The following is a 20916-nucleotide window of genomic DNA, read 5'->3' on the forward strand; positions in this document are numbered from 1 at the left end:
TCATTGATCCGCCTTGATCCGTCTTATCCGCGTTGGGCTCTTCTTATCCAATCCGGCTCAATACTATTCGCACCAATCGACATCGTTATTGGATGATCTTCTACCTCTGGACAAGCCCCCGGTTACTATGGTCCGCTAGAGAATTAGCCATATTCGGAGCGCCTCTTGACCAGCAAGCCCATCAACACGCCGCGCCAGGTACTCTTCGCCTCGCTCATCGGCACCACCATCGAGTTCTTCGACTTCTACATCTACGCCACGGCTGCGGTGCTCGTCTTCCCCGCCCTGTTCTTCCCCAAGTCAGACCCCGCCTCGGCCGTTCTGGCCTCGCTGGCCACCTTCGGCATCGCCTTCCTGGCGCGGCCCGTCGGCTCGGCGCTCTTCGGCCACTTCGGCGACCGCATCGGACGCAAGACGACGCTGGTCATCGCCCTCTCCACCATGGGCCTGTCCACCGTCGCGATTGGAGCCTTGCCGACGTACAAAACCATCGGCTTCGCGGCCCCGCTGCTGCTCGCCCTCTGCCGCTTCGGCCAGGGTCTCGGCCTCGGCGGCGAGTGGGGCGGCGCTGTCCTGCTCGCCATCGAGAACGCCCCGCCCAACAAGCGCGCCTGGTACGGCATGTTCCCGCAGCTCGGAGCCCCCATCGGCTTCTTCCTCTCGGGCGGCATCTTCCTCCTGCTCTCGCGCCTGCTCACCAACCAGCAGTTCTTCCAGTTCGGCTGGCGTCTGCCCTTTCTGGCCAGCGCCGTGCTGGTACTGGTCGGCCTCTACGTCCGCCTCACCATCACCGAAACCCCTGTCTTCGCCGCCGCCCGCGAGCGCCGCGAGCAGGTCGGCTTCCCCATGCTGGTCGTGCTGCGCGACCACACCCGCGCCCTCATCGCGGGCGTCACGGTCTGCCTCTCCACCTTCGTCCTCTTCTACCTCATGACGGTCTTCGCGCTCTCCTGGGGCACCTCGGCGCTGGGCTACAGCCGCTCAACCTTCCTGCTCATCCAGCTCTTCGGCGTGCTCTTCTTTGCTCTGACGATCCCCATCTCCGCGCTGATGGCCGAGCGCGGACGCCGCAAGGTCATGCTCTCGATCACCGCGGCCATCGGCCTCTTCGGCCTGGTGCTGGCCCCCATGTTCAGCGCCGGAACCCTCGGCGCGACTGCCATGATGACCCTCGGCCTGGCCCTGATGGGGCTCACCTACGGCCCCGTCGGCACGGTCATCTCGGAGCTCTTCCCCACCTCGGTCCGCTACACCGGCAGCTCGCTGGCCTTCTCGCTCGCGGGCATCCTCGGAGCCTCGCTGGCCCCCTACATCGCCACCTGGCTGGCCAAGAACTACGGCCTCCAGTACGTCGGCTACTACCTGACCGCCTCCGCCATCCTCACCTTTATTGGCCTGCTCACCATCCGCGAGACCAAGGACGACAACCTCGCCGCCCTATAGAGCGCCGTACGTATAAAGGATGTAGGAGAAATAAGTGACTGAGCCGCAGAAGGCACGTTGGGCGACCGCCCTGTTGTTTGCAGTGGACGGAATCGGCTTCGGCGTCTGGGCCGCGCACATCGCCGTATTCAAAGAGACGCTCCACCTCTCCTCCATCTCGCTGAGCGAGGTGCTGCTGGCGCTGGTCATCGGCTCCATCCTGACCATGCCGCTGGCGGGCTACACCATCGCCCGCACCGGCAGCCGCCTGGTCATCTGGATCTCGGCCTCGGCCTACATCCTCGCAGTCGCGGGGCTTGGCTACGTCGACGGCATGGTCCCGCTCATCTGCGTGGCAGCCGCATTCGGGGCGGCCAAAGGTGCCCTCGACGTCTCCGTCAACGCCCAGGGCGTCTGGGTCGAGCAGAAGCTCGGCAAGCCCATCGTCAGCTCCTTCCAGGGCTTCTGGAGCCTCGGCGGACTCTTCGGAGCCTCTATCTCCAGCTACGCGCTGCGCCACGGCAGCCACACCCACGAGGACTTCTTCCGCACCGCCCTGCTCCTCGTCGTCTGCACCTGCGCGGGCAGCCCACTGCTGCTGCCGGGAGACCGCCACGAACCTGCATCTGAAGAAAAACCGCGCTGGCGACGGCCCGATCCCGCTCTTTTACGCCTCGCAGGCATCGCCTTCCTCGGCCTCTTCGCTGAAGGGGCGATGGCCGATTGGGGCGGCGTCTACCTGAAGTCCAGCGTCGGCGTCAGCCTCTCGCAGGCGGCCATCGGCTACGCGGCGTTCGCGGTCTCCATGGCCACAGGACGCTTCGCGGGCGACTGGCTGATCGCGAAATTCCACCCCGTCGCCATCCTGCGAGCCTGCGGCCTGCTGCTCTTCTGCGGCCTCTCGTTCGCGCTGGCGCTCAACGTCTGGTGGGCCGCCATCGTAGGCTTCGTCTGCACAGGCTTCGGCATCGCCAACATCGTGCCGGTCATCTGGGGAGCCGCGGGCCGCAACCTCACCGTAGGCACCGGCCCCGCGCTGGCCACCGTCACCACGGTCGGCTACTTCGGCTTTCTGGCCGGTCCGCCGCTGATCGGAGCATTGGCCACCCTCGTCACAGTACGTCCGGCGCTCATCATCGTGGCCCTCTTCGGACTGGCGATCACGGCATCATCACACGTGGCCATCGAGGCCACGGAGTAAAGCCAAGTGGTGGCGATTAAACTTCGATCGCAACCACTTCATGGTCAAGCACCGAGGGCACCACCACCGTCACCGTCTGCCCCGATCCCTCCACCTTCACGCTCGTCCCCGCAACCAGCAACCGCGCACCCTTGGCCTTCATCCCCGCAGGCATCTGCACCTTCACCCTCTGCTCGCCCACCGGGAAGAAGTCCCGATACGGCCCCTTCAGCGCCATCGGATTGGTCAGGTTCACCAGATGCACCGTCACCGATCCGGCGTTGTGCCAGGCCGTCACATCCATCAGCCCCGGCCCCTCCACGGCGACCGGCTGGGCCGCACCCCCCGTAGCCCACACCACCGAGTTCCGCAGCAACTTCAGGTGATCGACGCTCAACACCTCCCAGAACGTACGGTCGAGATCGAACGGAAAGTAAGCCACACGCCCGCCCTGCTCACTCAGGTAGAGGCACGAAATATCGGTCTTCCCCACCCTCGGATACACCTTCTCCATCGGCAGGTCGGGGTAGCTCGGGATCAGCGTCAGCGGCGTCTCCTTGAAGCTCGCGCGCGGCGTCACCTCCAGCCTCTGCGTGCCGTTGATCACACGCGGAGCATCCTCCAGCCCCTTGAAGATCACGCTCTTCGGCAGCGCCTCATGCTCCAGTTGTATGTACGAGTTCTGCATCGGCCCTTCTGACTTGCCGGCCCAATCCACGCCAAACACATCCGCCAGAGCGAAGTTCTTCCGCCGCTTCCCAAGCTCGTCGTAGAGACTCGTCTCATACGTGGCCACCAGGTTGCCGCCGCGCTTCACAAAGCTCCGAAGCTGTTCGCACTGCGCGTCGCTCAACGCCGCAATATTCGGCAGGATCAGCGTCGTGATCCCCGCCCGCTCGAGGTTCGCCCGATCCAGCAGCCGGTCATGCACCATCTCGAACGGAATCCGCGACTCCACCAGAGCCTGGTACCACCCGAGCTGATAGTCCTCCACCCGTGCCTCGATCTTACCGTTCCCGTAGTACCAGCCCGTCTGCTGCGAGTACACCACGCCGATCGTCGCCATCGGCCTGCGTCCGCTCAGATAAGCATCGTTCTTCGCCGACCACACGAACACATCCTCAACCCCTTGCAGCCAGCGTTCATCATGCAGCGTGCCCGAGAACTTGCTGAACCACAGCCGCATCCCATTGGCCACTGCGTCCAGCATCCATATACGAATCTCCGCATTGCTGTTCACGCTGTCCTTCCACCGATAGGTCTCCTCCGGCCCCACGCCGATCAGCCCGATCACCGGCTTATCCCCCATCGTCGCGCGGTACTCCTTGGCCACCTTGCCTACCTGCCACGGAGCCGACACCCCATGCCGCGCCTGTCTATCCGCCACCAGCATCGGCGACCTGCGGCTGGTCTCGATATCGTCCAGCGGATTAGTCGCGCCGCTGCCGTTATTCGGAATCGCCGTAGCCTCCGGGTTGATCTTGCGGATGGCCCCGTTCCACGTGTCCAGCACCGCCACCAACTGCTCGCGACGCCACTTCATGTATGCCTGCCGCGCCGGATCGTGCGTGTCCGCCGTACGCGGCAGATCGAAGCCCGTGGCCTGCTTGAAGTTTTGCGTACAGTGTACGCAGTAGCAGTCGCCCGAGCCCTCCCAGCGGTTCATAAAGAGCCCATCGACCTTGTACTTCGAGACGATCTCCTTGTGTACCTCGGTCATGAACTCGAAGTTGTAAGGCCCATACGCGCAGGTCACCCACATCTCCGGCGAGGCCCAGTGCCGCCTCGGCTTGCCGTCCGCGCCCACCATGATCCAGTCAGGATGAGCCGCCGCCGCGTCATCGTAGGTGCCGTGCGGATCGGTCCGCGCAATCACCGCCATGCCCATCTTGCGGCAACCCGCCACCAGATCGCCGAACGGGTCCTTGTTCCCCAGGAAGGTGCTGCGATGGTGAAACGGCACCTCCGTCGGATAGAACGCCACGCATCCCCCGGCGCTCAGGCAAGCCGCATCCGACCGCGTCCGCTTAAAGTAATCCAGCCAGAACCCCACATCGAAGTGGACCGGATCGTCTTCCACCAGCGTCAACTGCGCCCAGCGCATGGGCTTCGAAGCCCACTGCGGCACGGCAACCGAAGGCTCCTGCCCCCACACAAGTCCGGGCGTCACACTGGCGATAGCCGTTACAGCACCGGCCACGGCAGTCGTCTGCAAAAACTCACGTCGAGTCAGAGGTTGAATCCGGGAAGATAGAAAGGAAGGTCGGATCATGCGCGCTATACTACGTGACCCGAACAATCATTCGCCAGCTCTTCAACCACAGCGAACTACACCGCGCGCCCCAACCGCTCCCAGCCTTCGTCCATCACCGGCATCACCAGAGTCACCTTGGTCCCGCGTCCAGGACGGCTTTCGATCTCCACCTCGCCCGCCTCGCCGTACAGCACCTCCATGCGCTCGCGCACGTTCTTCATGCCGATGCCGGTTCCCGGCCGCGCCAGATTGCCCGCCACGGGCCGCGACGAGTCCATCCCCACGCCGTCGTCCTCCACCTCGATCAGTAGCCGTCCCTCAGGCGTCAGGCGGCTACGCAGCGTCACCGTGCCGCCGCTGATACGCGGCTCCAGCCCATGCTTGATGCTGTTCTCGAGCAGCGGCTGCAGCAGCATACTGGGCACCACCACGTTCAGCGTATCGGGCGCAATCTCCTTCACCACGTGCAGCTTCTCGCCAAACCGAATCACCTCGATATCGAGATAGTCATCCGTAAACGAAAGCTCTTCGGCGAAGGGCACAAACGCCTCCCGCTCCTTCAGCAGGATGCGCAGAATATTCGCGAGCTTGATAATCATCTCCCGTGCCAGCTCCGGCTTCGAGCGGATCAACGAGGTGATCGAGTTCAGCGTGTTGAAGAGGAAGTGCGGATTGATCTGCCGTTGCAGCGCGTCCAGCCTGGCTTCGAGCAGCAGCCGAGCCTGCTCCTCCAGCTTCTGCGCGATGCGAATCTGGTTCCAGATCTTCAGCGGAATCCCCACCACCACGGGCGCGCAGAGGCAGATGGCCAACTCCACCAGCCACGAGTTCGAGTGCAACTGAAAGAACCGCCGTGGATACAGCCGCGAGAGCTGGCTGGTCGCGAACTGCAACGCCGTAATCAGCACCAGCAGCAGTATCTGCCGGTCGAACTGCGGCCGCTTCAGGTTGCGCGTCACCCAGCGGTAGATGCTCAGGTCGATCAACGGCGAGAACGACCACACATCCTCCACGTCGCTGACGCGCGCCACTGCCGCCGCCACTGCGGCGACCGCAAGGTTCACCGGCAGCGCCCAGAACTCGCCGTGCAGCACCGCAGGCAGAGCCAGCACCGCGCCCGCGCCCATCGCGGCCAGCGGGCCGACCAGCACGCCCACCAGGATAGTCGCGTCGAAGGAGATATCCGCCGCCAGGAAGTTCGGCACGCGTGTACGAATCCAAACCCCGAGGGCCAGTGGCGTTACGATCATCGCCAGCAGCGCTACCGACTGCTTGCCAGTCCGGTGCGAGAGCAGCAGCAGGCGCTTGAAGGCGCTCGATCGCGAGAGCGAGCTGGAGAACGCGGCGGCCACGCCCAACTCGACCAGCAGGGTAATCAGAATCAGCGATGTGGAAACCGGCTTCACCCACTTACTCTATCGCGACGCACAAAAGCATTTCACGCGAAGCGTCGAGAACCGCACGAAGTGCCGCCCGCCCGGCGCGAGGGCGCTGTTGCTTTTGTCTCTACACAACCAGCAAAAATATGTCCTGCCGGACAGGCCCGCTACGTGCGGGGCGGTCACTTCGTGACGCGTATACCTTGTCTCGGTAAGATCAACGACATCGGCCCTCCCGTTGGTCGGGAAATAGATTTAAACAATCTTGAACGGAGAGGCTGGCACCTGCGGCTCCGGCTCTTCTCCCCACCCCTCCCGCATCCGCCTCCAACCCTTCCCCACACGATCCGAAGCCTTGAAGAGATGCCCCGCCGTCAACGGCCCAAGCACCTGGAAGTGCCCTACCGCCGCCAGCCCCATCGATGCAAAACACCCGCACTGCGAACAGTCCGGATCGCCGCCAAACTGGCACGGCGTAATCTTCGTCTTCAAGTCCGCCGAGAGCGTCTCCGTCGTGCGCGCAAAGATGCAGTCCTCCGGGCTCTGCGGTGGATTCGCAATCTCGTCAATCGCCCGCTCGTGCATCCCCAGCTTGGGATAGATGCCGCGTAACCGCCGCAGATCGGCGATCACCGCAGTCCGCTGGGCAGGCGACAGGATCTCCGGGTCGGTAGCCCCACGCTGCGGCGTAAAGATGCTGAACCACACCTTCGCGATCTCGGGCCGCGCGCTCCAGAACTCCAGAAACTCATCCAGATACCCCGGCCTCTCGACGATTTGCGAAGTAATCGTGCAGTGAATCGTCACCTTCGCGCCAGCGATGCTCTTCAGGATGCGCTCATAGGTCGCAGGCTTCCGCCGAGCATCGTGCTCCGGCTGCAAGCCGTCAATCGAGACCACCACGCTCAGCCGCTTGAACTTCTCCTGCCACTCCGCAGGAATCACCCGAAAGGCGCTGGTCACAATCTGCGTATGGATGCCGCGCGCCTCAATCTCCGGCAACAGCAGCTCCAGCTCGCGGTAACGCACCAGCGGGTCGCCGCCGACGATGGACACATGCAGCGGCCTGTACTCATCGATCAGAGCCAGCACCCGCCGCACCAGCTCCTCGCCCTTGAAGTCCGAGAGCTGCCGCAGCATCACATCGCTGCCCAATCCTAAGTGCGCCGCGTCGAACGCATAGCACCCCGGGCAACGCAGCGGGCACTCCTTCGTGATCTCAATCGACAGGGAAGGAGCCCTGCCGGTCAGGATGGACTTCCACGCCTGCAAAACCTCACGGGTCTTCATCGCTTCTATCCTCAGCTATGCAACAGCATCGCTTGTTCGGTCGCTACTGTCTTGAACCTGCCTGCATGGATGCAGCAAGAGAGGCAAAAGATGCGCAAGGCCCTGCCGATACAAGGCAGGGCCATCACAAACCAGCATGTTGTATCCGAAGGTTGAAGAACTTACCGCCGTGCGGGATTCCATCCCATCTGAAGCGGCTCTCCCTCGCGGCCATTCCACGCGCCACCATGCCCCAAACTGCACGGACACCGGCTCCCACACTGATCCCGATATTGGTACTGGATCGGCGTTGCACGCAGACTGCATCGTAACGATGGCCCTCCGTACTATTCATCGTACTTGAGCCAGCGCGCATCGCAAGAGCATGGGAACCTGCACGGCTTCCACCTTGGGCGTTATGTCTCTCTCTCCGATGAGCTTATCCTTCGCGCGAAGCTTCATAAAATAAAGCGAATCCAAACGCGCTGTCGGCCCCTCGTATAATGAAGCTATGGCTTTTCTCTCTGTACGCCGCGTCGCCGAGGCCAACCTTCCTACCCGCTGGGGCCAGTTCCGCATTCACGGCTTCGAAGGCGTTGTCTCCAATCCCGAGCCCTGCAACGATGAGGTTCCCGCTCCGCTCACGCGCATCGAGTCCGCCGTGGCGCTGGTCATGGGCGATATCCACTCCGCGCCGCCGATCGTTCGCATCCACTCGCAGTGCCTTACGGGCGATGTCTTCCACTCGCTTCGCTGCGACTGTCACGAGCAGTTACACTTGGCGCTGGGCATGATCTCGGCCGCGGGCAGCGGCATTCTGCTCTATGAACAGCAGGAAGGACGCGGCATCGGGCTAATGGCCAAGCTGCGCGCCTATGAGCTTCAGGATCGTGGCCGCGACACCATCGAGGCCAACCTCGAGCTGGGCTACAAGGCCGACTGCCGCCACTTCGAGCTTCCGGCAGAGATTCTGAATATCCTTCAGGTTCCTGCGGTTCGGCTCATCACGAACAACCCGGAGAAGGTCGAAGCGCTGGAACAGGCTGGGGTTGCGGTAGTGGAGCGCATCTCGGCTCTGGTGCCGAGCGAGCCGGAGAGCGAGTTCTACATCCAGACCAAGCGCGAGAAGATGGGGCACCTGGTCAGCTAGGATTGATCTTCTAAAGCAAGAGCAAGGCGCAACGAGGATAAAAAAGGAAAAAGGGGATAAGAGCGGATCTTTGAGATCTTGGCTTTTCACGCGAAGCGTCCAAAGCCGCACGAAGTGCCGCCCGCCCGGCGTGAGGGCGCTGTTGCCTGTTCTTTTGGTTGTCATTCAGGAGCGAAGCGGAGGAATCTGCTTCTGTTGTTGCTGTTGTTTCTGGGTAGGTTCGGGCTTTAGCCCCCGAGGCATGCTTTCTTCTCACCCGCAGCGACGACCTTCGCGGTCGTCACCATCTGCCCGGAGTGGCGCTGCGTATGCTCCGCGCAATGCACCATCAAACCACCAACAGTACTGGGCAGACGATCACGTCCAACGCCTCTTCCCTGCTCATAGGTATCGACCACGATGGCCTTGATGCGAGCGACCGCCGTGGCCATCCCCACTTCAAACTCGGCAAATAACTCCGCACGAGAACCGGCGGACTCCATCTCCGAAGCAAGCGCCCGGCGCTGCTCTTCGTCGAGTTGGCGGCCTTCCGCGTAGGTCAGCAGACGGTCGAGGCTGCGGACGATGTGCCGCATCTGGAAGCCAACGGAGGGCAGGTTGAAGGGGCGTGCTTCAAGCTCATCGAAGCTCAGGCCAACACACCATCGAGCGCAGTCCTCTTCGGTAAGCTCAAGCGCGTGGAGAACCTGTCTCTTGACGGCGTCGAACTCGGTGAGAGTGTTGCGGAGCCAGGGTTCGGGCATGGTTGGATTCCTCTGATTCAAGCCTATCTCAGCCCTTACAGCCCTTTGGATTGGCGGAAGGCGCGGACGGTCTGGGCAAGGTCTTCGTGGCGGCTGTCGATGGCGTCGTTGAGCGACTGCATCTCCTGCTCGTTGATCTTGCCCGCAAGACGGTCGAGCGCGGTCTTGATCTCAGGATACCGTTGCAGCGAATCTTCTCGGAAGAGCGGCACAGCCTGATAAGGCGGGAAGTAGCGGCGGTCATCTTCGAGCACGGTGAAGCCCAGCGAGCGGACGACCCCGTCGGTGGAGTTGCCCGCCACGACATCCACCTGATCGGCCGAGAGCGCGCGGTAGAGGAGGCCGAGATCCATCACGCGCGGCGTGCCTCCAAAGGTAAGTCCGTAGGCCCTTTGCAGGCCGGGCAGGCCATCAGGGCGAGACTGGAACTCATAGCCCACGCCGAGGCGTAGCTGCGTCGCATGAGGGATGAGGTCGGAGATGGTTCTGAGATGGAGGCGCTGGGCATCAGAGCCACGCACGACCAGCGCGAAAGTGTCCTCAAAGCCCAGCGGCGGCGCGACGCGGACGTGGTAGCGGGTGCGGTAGAGGCCGGTGACAGTGGCAAGGACGCGGGCAGAATCGCGGTCCACGGGCTGCTTGAGGATGGCGGTCAGGGCCGTGCCGGTGTACTCGACGTAGCCGTCGATGCGCCCGCTGACGAGCGCCTGCTGGCAGAGGTAGCTGCCAGCAAGGTAGAAGCGGCGGTCGACCCGCTGGCCACTGGTGGCCTCGATCTCCTGCGCGAGCAGCTCGCCGAGAATGACCTGTTCGGTGAAGTTCTTGGCCCCGATGGTGATGCGGGAAGAACGCGGCGGGGCGCAGGCGGTGCAGGCCAACAGCAGCAGCGTCGCGATGTATCGAGACACAGGAAGAAACACGCCGGGACGCATCAGGGCTTGCTCCTGCTGGGGATCGCGACCCTGCGTTCGATCAGGCCGAGGATGGCGTCGGCGGCCAATGCGAGGAGAGCGGCAGGGATCGCACCCGCGAGGACCAGCGAGTTATCCACGCTGGCGACGCCGCGAAAGATCAGCTCTCCCAGCCCGCCCGCGCCGATGGCTGCGGCGATGGTGGCGACGCCGACGCAGGTAACGGTGGCTGTGCGGAGACCGGCGAGGATGACTGAAGCGGCGAGGGGTAGCTCAAGCTTGAAGAGACGCTGCCAGCCGGTCATGCCCATCGCGTCCGCGACGTCGCGGAGGGCGGGATCGACGCCGCGAATCCCCGCGTAGGTGTTGCGCAGGATGGGCAGCAGCGCATAGCCCGTAAGCGCAAGGATGGCCAGCCGGGCGGCGTTCTCGCCAAGGAACGGCACCGGAAGCAGCAGTCCGAAGAGCGCCAGAGAGGGAATGACCTGAACGACGTTGGCGAAGGCGATGACCGGGCGGGCGAGCGCGGGGCGTCGCGTGAGCAGGATGCCGAGAGGCAGTCCGATGGCGACGGCCAGGAGCATCGCCGAGCCGGTGAGCCAGAGGTGCTCGAAGGTGAGGCGGGCCAGCTCGGAGCCGTGGGATTGGAGGAATGGCATCATGGGCGGCCCGACCTGTGGACCGCGGCGACGTACTCGAGCACGCGGGGGTGGTGCGAGGTCAGGACGGCCTCGGAGGGCAGGTCGGCGGCGATCTCGCCCTCCACGAGGAAGATGATGCGATGGGCCAAGTAGAGAGCCTCGTCGAGGTCGTGGGTGACCAGCAGGGCGGTCTTGCGGACGCGCAGCAACAGGTTGTGGAGCATCGTCTGCATCTCGGCGCGGGTCAGGGGGTCGAGCGCGCCGAATGGCTCGTCGAGCAGCAGGACGCCGGGGTTGAGGGCGATGGCCCGCGCCAGCCCCACGCGCTGGCGCTGGCCGCCGCTGAGCTGCCAGGGCAGGCGCTGGCTGAGGACGGGATCGAGTCCGCAAAGGGAGAGAACTTCGGCAGACCGCGTCTGGATCTCCTCCGGGGAGCGCCCGGCGAGCTCAAGGGCAAGCCCGGCGTTGCGGGCTGCCGACATATGCGGAAAGAGGCCAGACTCCTGGATGACGTAGCCGATGGAGCGGCGCAGCTCGAGCAGTGGCCAATCAGTCGTGGCACGGCCCACGACCAGAACCTGGCCGGAGCCGGGCATTACCAGCCCGTTGACCATGCGGAGGAAGGTGGTCTTGCCGGAGCCGCTGCGGCCCAGGATGGCGGTGGTAGTGCCGGGCTCGAGGCTCAGCGAAATGTCTTTAAGCAGCAGCGAGGCAGAGGGAGGCGCGTAGCTGACGTTCGCGAACTCGACGCTGGGCTGTTGGATCGACATAGTACTTCGTACCGTTCTCGGAAAAGCAGGACAGGATCAACAGAACAGGCCCTTCCGCTGGTCGGGATTGAGATGCTCGCTGCCGACCAACGGGAGGCCCTCAGAAGGTAATTTACCTATATGCACGAAGTGCCGTCAGGGCGTTTTTTGGGCTGCCAGGTAGTTTCGGATGGCGCGCTCGAGGCGGCGAACACCCTCGGCCAGCACCTCCGGCGCGTTGCGAGTGAAGTTGACGCGCATGGCGAAGCGGTCTTCGCCGGTGAAGTCGAAGACGCTGGAGGGGACGAAGGCTACCTTCTCCTCGACGGCGAAGCGATAAAGCTCGTTGGTGTCGATGGCGTTGTTCCGGGCGCGCATCCAGACGAACATGCCGCCCACTGGGGTCTCCCACTCGAACCACGGGCTCAGGCGCAGCGCGGCCTCGCGGCAGAGGGCGTCGCGGCGCTCGCGGTAGGCCGGGATCATAGTGGCGGCGTGGGTGCGGTCCACGTTGGCGTGGAGCAGCTCGAAGGCGACCGCCTGGGTGAACATGCTGGAGCTGAGGTCCGAGGACATCTTGGCCACGGCCAGGGACTGAATGAGGTTGGCCTCCGCGATGATCCAGCCGACGCGCAGGCCGGGAACGAGGCTCTTAGAGACGGTGCCGAGGTAGATGACCGGACCGGCGTAGGGGCCGGGGTTCTGGGCGACGTAGTGGTGCAGAATGGTCTGGCCGGTAGGGCCGTCGAGCTGGAGCGAGTGGTAGGGGTCGTCTTCGACCAGCCAGGTTCCGGCCTCGATGACCTTCTCGAGCAGCGCTGCACGGCACTCCTGCGAGACCAGCACGCCGGTCGGGTTGGAGTAGTTGGGGACCGTGTAGACGAACTTGGCCTCGCGCAGGTTGCGGTCGAGGCTGGGGTCGTGAAGGGTCCAGTCCAGCTTGTGGTAGCGCGGGCTGCGCGGCCGCCAGGCGTCGAGCGCCCCGACGTACGTGGGCGACTGCGTGACGATGAGGTCGCCCGCATCGACCAGCACCTTGCCAATGAGGTCGAGCGCCTGCATGGCCCCGGTGGTGAGCATCACGTTGGCCGGGGAGAAGCTGCCGCCGGTCTCGGCGGAGACGCGGTCGGCGATGAGCTGGCGCAGGGCGGGCAGGCCCTCCACGGGGCCGTACTCGAGCGCGGCGGTGCCGTGGTTGGCGAGGGCGCGCTGGGAGGCCGCCTGAATGGCGGCGACGGGGTAGAGCTCGGCGGCAGGCAGGCCACCGGCGAGGCTGACCATGTCGGGCTGGCCGCCGAAGGAGAGGAACTGCTGGGTGAGGTTATTGCTGGAGCTGATCCACCGGGCCGATGCGGGGCGGGTGGACTCCGGCGTAGCAGTTGCGTTGGACATGCGGCCTCTACCGTGAGCGAGATGAATTAACAGTAAATGCCGAGGGGCCTGACGCGGAGGGGAATGAGGAAACCCCATGCCTCAGAGTCGAGACATGGGGTTGAGGCAAGAAACACGCGAAGCGTCCAAGACCGCACGAAGTGCCGCCCGTCCGGCGTGAGGACGCTTTTGCCTTAAGCTTCCGGCTCGGGGGCCGGTACGGCAGCGGCGGGTTCGGCGGCTGCTCCCTTCACCCGGACGACCGTGATCTTGTCGAAGCCTTCCTTGAAGACGGGCGGGCGCAGGCGCTCGGCCATCTTCTGCATCACCTCGTCGGTCACCTGCCGGTCGCGCTTGGAGTTGCGCTCCATGCAGACGGCCAGGGGCACGTCGAAGAAGACCGCCTGAACCTCGTAGCCGAAGCTCTTGGCCATCTTGATCCACTGCTTGCGCTCGTGCGGGCTCAGGTTGGTGGCGTCCACATAGTTCCAAGGCATCTTGGCGATGAGCCGGGCGCGCAGCAGGCTGCGCAGGGTGGAGAAGACCAGCCCCTGATAACGCTGCTCCGTAATGTCGTCGAACAAGATGGAGCGGAGCAGGTCGCTCGAGAGCGGGGTGACGCCGCGACGCTTGTACCAGGTGGTCTTGCCCGATCCGGGCAGGCCGATGGTGAGGACCACGTAGCCGCGCGGGCTCTTGGGCGAGACGGCGGTAGGCTCGGCCGGAGGCGTGGCCAGCGACTCAGGTTGGGTCTCGACCTCGATCTTCTTCTCAGCCTCTGGCGCGGCGGGGGTAAACCCGGCCGCCGCGGCCTGCTCGTGCTCGGCCGAGGCGGTCTGGGGCGGAACCTCGGGGCCGCTCTCCTGAGCAGCAGCCATCTCCGGCGCAGCCTCAGGCTCCCGCACGGGCAGCGGTTCGGGTAGGTGGGGCGGAGCGGAGCTAACTGGCCTGTCGGCAGCTCCTGCCCGCTCTTTCCAGTGGACTCGGATTCATTCGGTCCACGCTTGGAACGTCTTCTCATCGTATTGAGTATCCAGTCGCGCACTGTGCGCATCGTCCTAATTTCTCGCTTTCGGCGTGCCGTGCTGCCTGCCGCCGGCGCATGATGCGTCTAGACACGCTTGTAACACACCGGATTGGTCGCCGCAAAGCCGGAGGCACACAGTCAGTTATCTGCCCATCTGGTTCGTTGCCCCCGTCAGCCTGGTTCATTGCCCGCGCATCGCGGCGGTGTTAGCATCCGAGACGATGGCCATTTTGAATCCTGAATGGCTCAGGTATAAGACGTCAACCGTAGGACTTCAAAAGTAGGACAAGGAGCTTTACACGCATGTCGGTTCAGCACAGCACACCAGTGAAGGTAGGGATCAACGGCTTTGGACGCATCGGACGCAACGTCTTCCGCACCGCGCTGGGCAACCCGTCGATTGAGTTCGTCGCAGTGAACGACCTGACGACGCCCGCGACGCTGGCGCACCTGCTGAAGTACGACTCGATCCTGGGCAACCTGAAGAACGAAATCAGCCACGGGGACGACTTCATCTCGGTGGACGGCAAGAAGATCAAGGTCTTCGCCGAGCGCGACCCGGCCAAGCTGGACTGGGCCTCGGTGGGTGCGGAGATCGTCGTCGAGTCGACCGGCTTCTTTACCGACGCGACCAAGGCCAAGGCGCACCTGGGCGAGACCGTGAAGAAGGTCATCATCTCGGCTCCGGCGACCAACGAGGACATCACCATCGTCCTGGGCGTCAACGACGGTAAGTACGAGGCTGACAAGCACAACGTCATCTCGAACGCGAGTTGCACGACCAACTGCCTGGCCCCGGTGGTCAAGGTGCTGAATGACACCTTCGGGATCGCCAGCGGCATCATGACGACGGTGCACAGCTACACCAACGATCAGGTGATTCTGGACACGCCGCACAAGGATCTGCGCCGTGCGCGGGCGGCTGCTCTGAGCATGATTCCCTCCTCCACCGGCGCGGCCAAGGCGCTGAAGCTGGTGATTCCGGAGATGGCGGGCAAGCTGGACGGCTTCGCGATCCGGGTCCCGACCCCGAACGTCTCGGTGGTGGACCTGACGTTTGTGTCTGAAAAACCAATCTCGGTGGAAGCGATCAACGGCGCAATCAAGGCAGCGTCCGAGGGCGCGCTGAAGGGCATCCTGGGCTACACAAGCGAGGAGCTGGTCAGCTCGGACTTCAAGGGCAACCCGCTGTCGTCGATCTTCGATTCGGCGCTGACGAAGGTGGTCGGCGGCAACATGGGCAAGGTGATCAGCTGGTACGACAACGAGTGGGGCTACTCGAACCGGGTGAAGGACCTGATCCTGTTCCTGGTGGCGAAAGGCCTCTAAGCCAGCGCGGCATAGCGGAAGGGCCGGATAGACCGGCTCTTCCAGAAGTAGGCCAGGATGATGACGCTGGCGATGGCGGCGTACGCGCACCAAAGCGACGTGAAGGCATACCGCTTCACCGCCATCACCACCAGCAGGATCGCCAGATTGGCCACGCCGAAGAGAACCATCTCCCGGATCTTCGACCAGAAGAGCGAGCCGCAGGTACAGATGACGTAGAGCACCGCCAGCTCCGTATGGTACGTGCCCTGGTTGATGTACACGATACTGTTGCCCTGCACGTAGATCGACGTCGGATAAACCATGAGCGCCCAGAGCATGTAGAGGCTGGTAGCCGCGCCCAGGATGGTGAAGGGCACCATGCCGCGGCGGCGCTTCGAGGTCGGCTCGAAGAGCTGGATGCTCAGCGGCATCAGGAAGGGCAGCAAACCCTGTGCATAGAGCATGAAGGCCATTCCGGCGGCGTGCGTCACCCGGGGGGAGAGGATGCCGTCGAGACCCAACCAGACGAAGCCTTCGATGAACTGGTGCACCGCGAACATGGTGGGGAGCGCGGCGAAGAGCAGCTCGCGGCGGTGCCGAACCTTAGTGAAGGTGATGACGCCAAGTGTGGCCAGCACACCGCTTCCGGTGAAGTTCGCAGCCGCTGAAAAACACATCTTCGGAATCCTCCAAGGCTCTCCGCGATCATACCCGACGGCAATTTTTCGGTCTGTGCTGACGCAAAAGCACTGCCCCCGCATCCAATGACGCATGAGCAAACGCCAGAACTTTCCCGGAACTTCTCCCTTCGAAGCGGTGATCGGATTTTCGCGCGCGGTTCGCGTCGGGCAACACGTCATGGTCTCGGGGACCGGCCCCGTGGGCTGCGACGACGCCGACGTCGCCGGGCAGGCCGACCAGTGCCTGACCATCATCGCCGGTGCGCTCAAGGAGGCCGGTGCGAGCTTCGAGCAGGTGGTGCGGACGCGGATCTATCTGACCCGCGCCGAGGACTGGGAGGCCGTCGGACGCGTACACGGCAAGTTCTTCGGCATCGTGCGCCCCGCGGCTACGATGGTAGTCGTAGCCGCGCTGCTCGATCCGCGTTGGCGCGTGGAGATCGAAGCCGATGCGATTGTGCCGGAGTAGCCTTGGCCATCGGCGGACCCGGGCGGCTACAATCGCGAAGGACACGGACATTCACTTCGATATGAAACGATGGATCGCAGAACTGCTCTGATCCTTCCCAACTCACTGCCCAGGAAAATACATGCCCAAGCTTTCGATTCGCGACCTCGACCTGACTGACAAACGCGTGCTGATCCGCGTGGACTTCAACGTGCCCCTCTCGAAGGACGGGCAGCAGATCCTCGACGACACGCGCATCCGCGAGACCGTGCCGACGATTGAGTACGCGCTGCGCCGCAAGGCCCGCGTGGTGCTCTGCTCGCACCTGGGCCGCCCCAAGGGCCAGCCGGTGCCGACGATGAGCCTGCGCCCCGTAGTCGACCGGCTACGCGAGCTACTGGACGGCGTGCTCGACGAGGATGAGAACGTTGGCTTCTCGCCGGACTGCGTGGGCGAGATTGCAACCGAACTGGTTGCGAATCTGGAGCCGGGCCAGACCCTTCTCCTTGAGAACCTGCGCTTTCACGCCGGGGAAGAAAAGAACGACCCGGCCTTCGCGAAGAAGCTGGCCGCGCTCTGTGATGTATACGTGAACGACGCCTTCGGCAGCGCACACCGGGCGCACGCCTCCACCGAGGGGATCACGCACTTCGTCAAGCAGTCGGCTGCGGGGCTGCTGATGGAGTCGGAGCTGGCCCATCTGGGCAAGGCGCTGAACCACCCGGACAAGCCCTTCGTGGCTATCATCGGCGGAGCCAAGGTCTCAGACAAGATCGACGTCATCGACTCGCTGCTGGGCAAGGCTGATGCAATCCTGATCGGTGGCGGTATGGCCTATACCTTCCTATTGGCCGAGGGGCGGGGCGTGGGCAAGTCTCTGGTGGAGGCCGACAAGGTGGAGGTAGCCCGCGCGGCGCTCGACAAGGCCGCACGCAACGGAGTGAAGTTCCTGCTGCCCATCGACCACATTCTGGCGGACCGCTTCGACGCCAAGGCGACCAGCGAGGTCTTCGCGGGCGAGGGCGCGTTTCCCGCCGACAAGATGGCGCTCGATATCGGGCCGGAGACCGAGGCGCTGTTTGCCAAAGAAATCGCAGAAGCCAGAACAGTCCTGTGGAACGGCCCGATGGGCGTCTTCGAGTTCCCTGCCTTCGCCCACGGCACCAACGCGGTCGCGCGCGCGGTGGCGATGAACGACGAGGCCACCACCATCGTCGGCGGCGGCGATTCGGTCTCGGCGATCCACAAGAGCGGCTTCGCCGACAAGATCACGCACATCTCGACCGGCGGCGGAGCCTCGCTCGAGTTCCTCGAGGGCAAGGCGCTGCCGGGCGTCGAAGCTTTAACGAACAAGTAACCCTGACCGCGCTCTGGGTTGAGGCGGCTTTCCAACCCAGAGCAAAAGATGACATACTAGCGAACCTGAAAGCACCACACCTAAACTATGCGCAAGCCTCTGATTGCTGGTAACTGGAAGATGTACAAGACTCCCAAGGAGTCGCTGGCCTTCCTCGAGCGTTTTCTGCCGCTGGTGGCCACCCACACGCGCGACGAGATCGCCCTCTTCCCGACGATGTCTTCGCTGGGCTACGTCATCGAGGCAACGCACGGCACCAACGTCTCGGCCGGGGCGCAGACGATGCACTGGCTGAACGAAGGCCCGTACACCGGCCAGACCTCGCCGACGATGCTGGCCAGCATCCACTGCACCCATGTGCTGCTGGGCCACTCGGAACGGCGCATCTACGCCAACGAGACCGACGAGATGGTGAACCTGAAGCTGAAGGCCGCCATCGGGCACGGTCTGGTGCCCATCGTCTGCGTAGGCGAGACGCTGGAGAAGCGGCAGAGCAACCTGACCGAAGCTGTGTTGCGCTGGCAGATCGCCAACGCGCTGAACGGCGTGGAGGCCGAGGGCTCAGAGGCCCTGGTCATCGCGTACGAGCCTATCTGGGCGATCGGCACCGGCTCAACGGCGACACCGACGCAGGTCTCCGAAGCGCACCGGATCATCCGGCGCGAGATAGCGGAGCGGCTGGGGCAGGAGCGCGCGAACCAGACCCGCATCCTCTACGGCGGCTCGGTAAAGCCGGAGAATACGGCGATGCTGATGGCGCAGCCGGAGATCGACGGCGCGCTGGTCGGCGGGGCCAGCCTCGATCCGGACACCTTTGCCCGGATCGTCTGCTACGCCAGCTAAAGCAAGCAACGTACGACGCCCTCTTCTGCCTGCGCGGAAGAGGGCGTCTCTATCTGGGCCATCAGCCTAGTAGCGGCGGTAGGGGCGACGATGGTAACGCCTGTGGTAACGGCGATGGTAGCGATGGTGCGGGCCGACACGGACCACGACCTGCGCGTTGGCGGGAGGGGTATAAACCGTGGCCAGCGATAGCGCCATCACGGCTCCCATGATCGTTCCGAGCATCCAGCGTTTCAGTCGGTGGGTCACTTGCACTCTCCTCGATTCAGCAGATTTTAGGGCCAAAGAATACCGATACATCTGGTGTGATGCGGCTTTTGCTACTGAGGATTTCAGGAGATCAGAAAAGATCTATCTGCCGGGCGCTTCGTACCTTATCGGACTACGCCCATCTGCTCCATCGGCCAATAGACGAAGGCCGCTTTGCCGAAGATGAGCCGCCGGTCCACCGGGCCAAAGTCCCGGCTATCGCTGGAGATCGACCGGTGATCGCCCATCACGAAGTACTCCGACGGCGGCACCGTCATCTCGGGCTGCGAGCGGTCGTCGCAGTAGCGGCTGGGAACATACGCCTCATCGAGGCGCTTACCGTTCAGGTAGACCATGCCGCGGTCGATCCGCACCCGGTCGCCAGGCAACCCGATAACGCGCTTGATGTAGCTCTTGGAGTGATCGCGGGGGTACTCAAAGACAACAACATCGCCGCGATGCACCTCGCCGACCCGAAACGCCATCTTATTGATGAACAGGCGATCCTGGTCCTCGAGGACGGGCAACATGCTGGTACCCTCCACCCGGACCGGTTGGTATAAAAATATGATGATGAACGCCGAGACCCCGATGGATAGCGAAAGATCGCGCAACCAGGCGCGCACTCCGCCCCAACGCCCGTTCTTTCCGTCCTGCTCCATCATCAACCTCGGCCCAACCTCGTTCCTTCGACACTCTACACTACGGACCCGGAAGTTATCCGGCGAGGCGTTGTCCGTCCTAACTGTTAGACGAAGAAAAAGCGAGTTCGCTTACGGGGTTTAACACCACTTCTGCCCGCCACGACATTTGCATATGCCCTACCGTATATCGCCTCGGGTATGATGGGTGCGACCTCCTAGAGCTAGAATAAAAGAGACTGGCGGCAACGAACTATGGCGACGCTCACAATGATGGATCAGGCACCTCTAGAGAACCCCGAAAAGAACTCCGAAAAGCCCGGTAAATCCTTGAACGGCGCGGCTCCTCGCGTCGGCGGCAGAGACCTGCACGCCCTCACCACCGAGAGCGCTAACAGCGCCTCCGAGGGACTCGATACCAAGTCGGCCCTTGAGATTGCCCGGATCATCAACCACGAGGACAGCAAGATCACGGCCGCGGTCAAAAAGGCGCTGCCGGAGATCGCCATCGTGATCGACACGGTAGCCCGCTCGCTGCGCGACGGCGGCCGCCTGATCTACGTTGGCGCAGGCTCCAGCGGACGCATCTCGGCGCTCGACGCGTCGGAGTGCCCGCCCACGTTCTCGACCGCTCCGGCGCAGGTGCAGTACATCATGGCCGGCGGTCCCAAGGCTTTGGCTTCGGCCTCGGACGTGAACGAGGACTCGCCCGAGATCGGCCAGCGCGACATCGCGCGGCGGCGGCCGACCCGTAAGGACATCGTCGTCGGCGTCTCAGCCAGCGGAACCACCCCCTACGTGGTGGGCGCGGTGGAGTATGCGCGGGCGCGCGGCGCCAAAACGGCCTGCGTCACCTGCAATCTGGACACGCCGCTCTCCGATGTCTCGGATACGAGCATCGTCGTGGAGGTGGGGCCGGAGGTCATCTCGGGCTCGACCCGCATGAAGGCCTCGACCGCGCAGAAGATGGTGCTGAACATGATCACCACCGGCGCTATGACCCGGCTGGGCTATGTGTACGAGAATCTGATGGTGAACGTGCACATGAAGAACGCCAAGCTGGTCGAGCGCGGCATCCGCGTGCTGATGCACGTCTGCGATATCGACCGGGATACGGCGATTCGGACGATCAAATCTGCGGGCAAGTCGATTCCGATTGCGCTGGTGATGCTGAAGGCTCAGGTGGACAAGATGGAGGCGGTGCGGCGGCTGTCGAAGTCGGACGGCAACGTGCGGCTGGCCATCGATGACTCACGGCTCGAACTTTAGTTCGACGACGAACTCCGAAATT

Annotated in this window: 20 protein-coding genes; 8 read left to right on the forward strand and 12 right to left on the reverse strand. The window is 63.6% G+C overall.

Annotated features, from left to right (window positions below):
- Positions 1-165 precede the first annotated feature (165 nt).
- Both FTO74_RS16605 and FTO74_RS16610 read left to right on the forward strand, forming a co-directional pair.
- Complete coding sequence (locus FTO74_RS16605) at positions 166-1443, forward strand: MFS transporter (RefSeq protein WP_162539137.1); 1278 nt, start codon at positions 166-168, stop codon at positions 1441-1443.
- Between the two features lie 34 nt (positions 1444-1477).
- The gene (locus FTO74_RS16610) at positions 1478-2623 is read left to right on the forward strand and encodes an MFS transporter (RefSeq protein WP_162539138.1); all 1146 of its coding nucleotides are present in this window, start codon (positions 1478-1480) and stop codon (positions 2621-2623) included.
- A gap of 16 nt (positions 2624-2639) precedes the next feature.
- Here FTO74_RS16610 and FTO74_RS16615 read toward each other — a convergent pair whose 3' ends face one another.
- From FTO74_RS16615 to FTO74_RS16625, 3 genes are all read right to left on the reverse strand, one after another.
- Complete coding sequence (locus tag FTO74_RS16615) at positions 2640-4874, reverse strand: beta-galactosidase trimerization domain-containing protein (protein WP_162539139.1); 2235 nt, start codon at positions 4872-4874, stop codon at positions 2640-2642.
- 56 nt (positions 4875-4930) lie between these two features.
- The gene (locus FTO74_RS16620) at positions 4931-6262 is read right to left on the reverse strand and encodes a histidine kinase (protein WP_162539140.1); all 1332 of its coding nucleotides are present in this window, start codon (positions 6260-6262) and stop codon (positions 4931-4933) included.
- A 228-nt stretch (positions 6263-6490) separates the two neighbouring features.
- Complete coding sequence (locus tag FTO74_RS16625) at positions 6491-7525, reverse strand: radical SAM protein (RefSeq protein ID WP_162539141.1); 1035 nt, start codon at positions 7523-7525, stop codon at positions 6491-6493.
- A 490-nt stretch (positions 7526-8015) separates the two neighbouring features.
- Between FTO74_RS16625 and ribA the strand changes: the two genes are divergently transcribed.
- A complete protein-coding gene (ribA, locus tag FTO74_RS16630) occupies positions 8016-8654 on the forward strand; it encodes a GTP cyclohydrolase II (protein WP_162539142.1) in 639 nt (212 codons plus the stop codon).
- 227 nt (positions 8655-8881) lie between these two features.
- Here ribA and FTO74_RS16635 read toward each other — a convergent pair whose 3' ends face one another.
- The 6 genes from FTO74_RS16635 to FTO74_RS16660 all read right to left on the reverse strand — a co-directional run bounded on the left by FTO74_RS16635 (position 8882) and on the right by FTO74_RS16660 (position 13974).
- Positions 8882-9397: a DinB family protein gene (locus FTO74_RS16635; RefSeq protein WP_162539143.1), complete on the reverse strand. Its 516-nt coding sequence runs from the start codon at positions 9395-9397 to the stop codon at positions 8882-8884.
- A gap of 35 nt (positions 9398-9432) precedes the next feature.
- Entirely contained in the window at positions 9433-10329 is an 897-nt protein-coding gene (locus FTO74_RS16640) for a glycine betaine ABC transporter substrate-binding protein (protein WP_162539144.1), read from the reverse strand.
- A complete protein-coding gene (locus FTO74_RS16645; RefSeq protein ID WP_162539145.1) occupies positions 10329-10970 on the reverse strand; it encodes an ABC transporter permease in 642 nt (213 codons plus the stop codon). Before FTO74_RS16645 ends, FTO74_RS16640 begins: the two co-directional genes overlap by 1 nt.
- Positions 10967-11719: an ATP-binding cassette domain-containing protein gene (locus FTO74_RS16650; RefSeq protein WP_162539146.1), complete on the reverse strand. Its 753-nt coding sequence runs from the start codon at positions 11717-11719 to the stop codon at positions 10967-10969. The genes FTO74_RS16645 and FTO74_RS16650 overlap by 4 nt, the downstream gene beginning before the upstream one ends.
- Positions 11720-11854: 135 nt before the next feature.
- A complete protein-coding gene (locus FTO74_RS16655) occupies positions 11855-13090 on the reverse strand; it encodes a PLP-dependent aminotransferase family protein (protein WP_162539147.1) in 1236 nt (411 codons plus the stop codon).
- A gap of 173 nt (positions 13091-13263) precedes the next feature.
- Complete coding sequence (locus tag FTO74_RS16660; RefSeq protein WP_255462342.1) at positions 13264-13974, reverse strand: ATP-binding protein; 711 nt, start codon at positions 13972-13974, stop codon at positions 13264-13266.
- Positions 13975-14399: 425 nt separating this feature from the next.
- Here FTO74_RS16660 and gap point away from each other — a divergent pair, with 425 nt between their 5' ends.
- Positions 14400-15425 (forward strand): type I glyceraldehyde-3-phosphate dehydrogenase, encoded by a 1026-nt coding sequence (gap, locus tag FTO74_RS16665; RefSeq protein WP_162539148.1) that lies wholly within the window; start codon positions 14400-14402, stop codon positions 15423-15425.
- Here the strand turns inward: gap and FTO74_RS16670 are convergent.
- Complete coding sequence (locus FTO74_RS16670; protein ID WP_162539149.1) at positions 15422-16084, reverse strand: DUF6629 family protein; 663 nt, start codon at positions 16082-16084, stop codon at positions 15422-15424. The genes gap and FTO74_RS16670 overlap by 4 nt on opposite strands.
- Positions 16085-16178: 94 nt before the next feature.
- Here FTO74_RS16670 and FTO74_RS16675 point away from each other — a divergent pair, with 94 nt between their 5' ends.
- From FTO74_RS16675 to tpiA, 3 genes are all read left to right on the forward strand, one after another.
- Complete coding sequence (locus tag FTO74_RS16675; RefSeq protein ID WP_162539150.1) at positions 16179-16556, forward strand: RidA family protein; 378 nt, start codon at positions 16179-16181, stop codon at positions 16554-16556.
- A gap of 121 nt (positions 16557-16677) precedes the next feature.
- Positions 16678-17892, forward strand: coding sequence for a phosphoglycerate kinase (locus FTO74_RS16680; protein ID WP_162539151.1), 1215 nt, complete (start codon positions 16678-16680; stop codon positions 17890-17892).
- 87 nt (positions 17893-17979) lie between these two features.
- Positions 17980-18735 carry a triose-phosphate isomerase gene (gene tpiA, locus FTO74_RS16685; protein ID WP_162539152.1) on the forward strand — a complete coding sequence of 252 codons (756 nt, stop codon included), beginning with the start codon at positions 17980-17982 and terminating at the stop codon, positions 18733-18735.
- A 66-nt stretch (positions 18736-18801) separates the two neighbouring features.
- Here the strand turns inward: tpiA and FTO74_RS16690 are convergent, their stop codons facing one another.
- Together FTO74_RS16690 and lepB are read right to left on the reverse strand one after the other, a co-directional pair.
- A complete protein-coding gene (locus FTO74_RS16690; RefSeq protein WP_162539153.1) occupies positions 18802-18984 on the reverse strand; it encodes a hypothetical protein in 183 nt (60 codons plus the stop codon).
- 125 nt (positions 18985-19109) lie between these two features.
- Positions 19110-19649: a signal peptidase I gene (gene lepB / locus FTO74_RS16695; RefSeq protein ID WP_162539154.1), complete on the reverse strand. Its 540-nt coding sequence runs from the start codon at positions 19647-19649 to the stop codon at positions 19110-19112.
- A gap of 231 nt (positions 19650-19880) precedes the next feature.
- On the opposite strand from lepB, the gene murQ reads away from it, so the two are divergent.
- Positions 19881-20894, forward strand: coding sequence for an N-acetylmuramic acid 6-phosphate etherase (gene murQ, locus FTO74_RS16700; protein WP_162539155.1), 1014 nt, complete (start codon positions 19881-19883; stop codon positions 20892-20894).
- The last annotated feature ends 22 nt before the right edge of the window (positions 20895-20916 follow it).

Source organism: Granulicella sp. WH15 (assembly GCF_009914315.1).
GTDB lineage: Bacteria > Acidobacteriota > Terriglobia > Terriglobales > Acidobacteriaceae > Edaphobacter.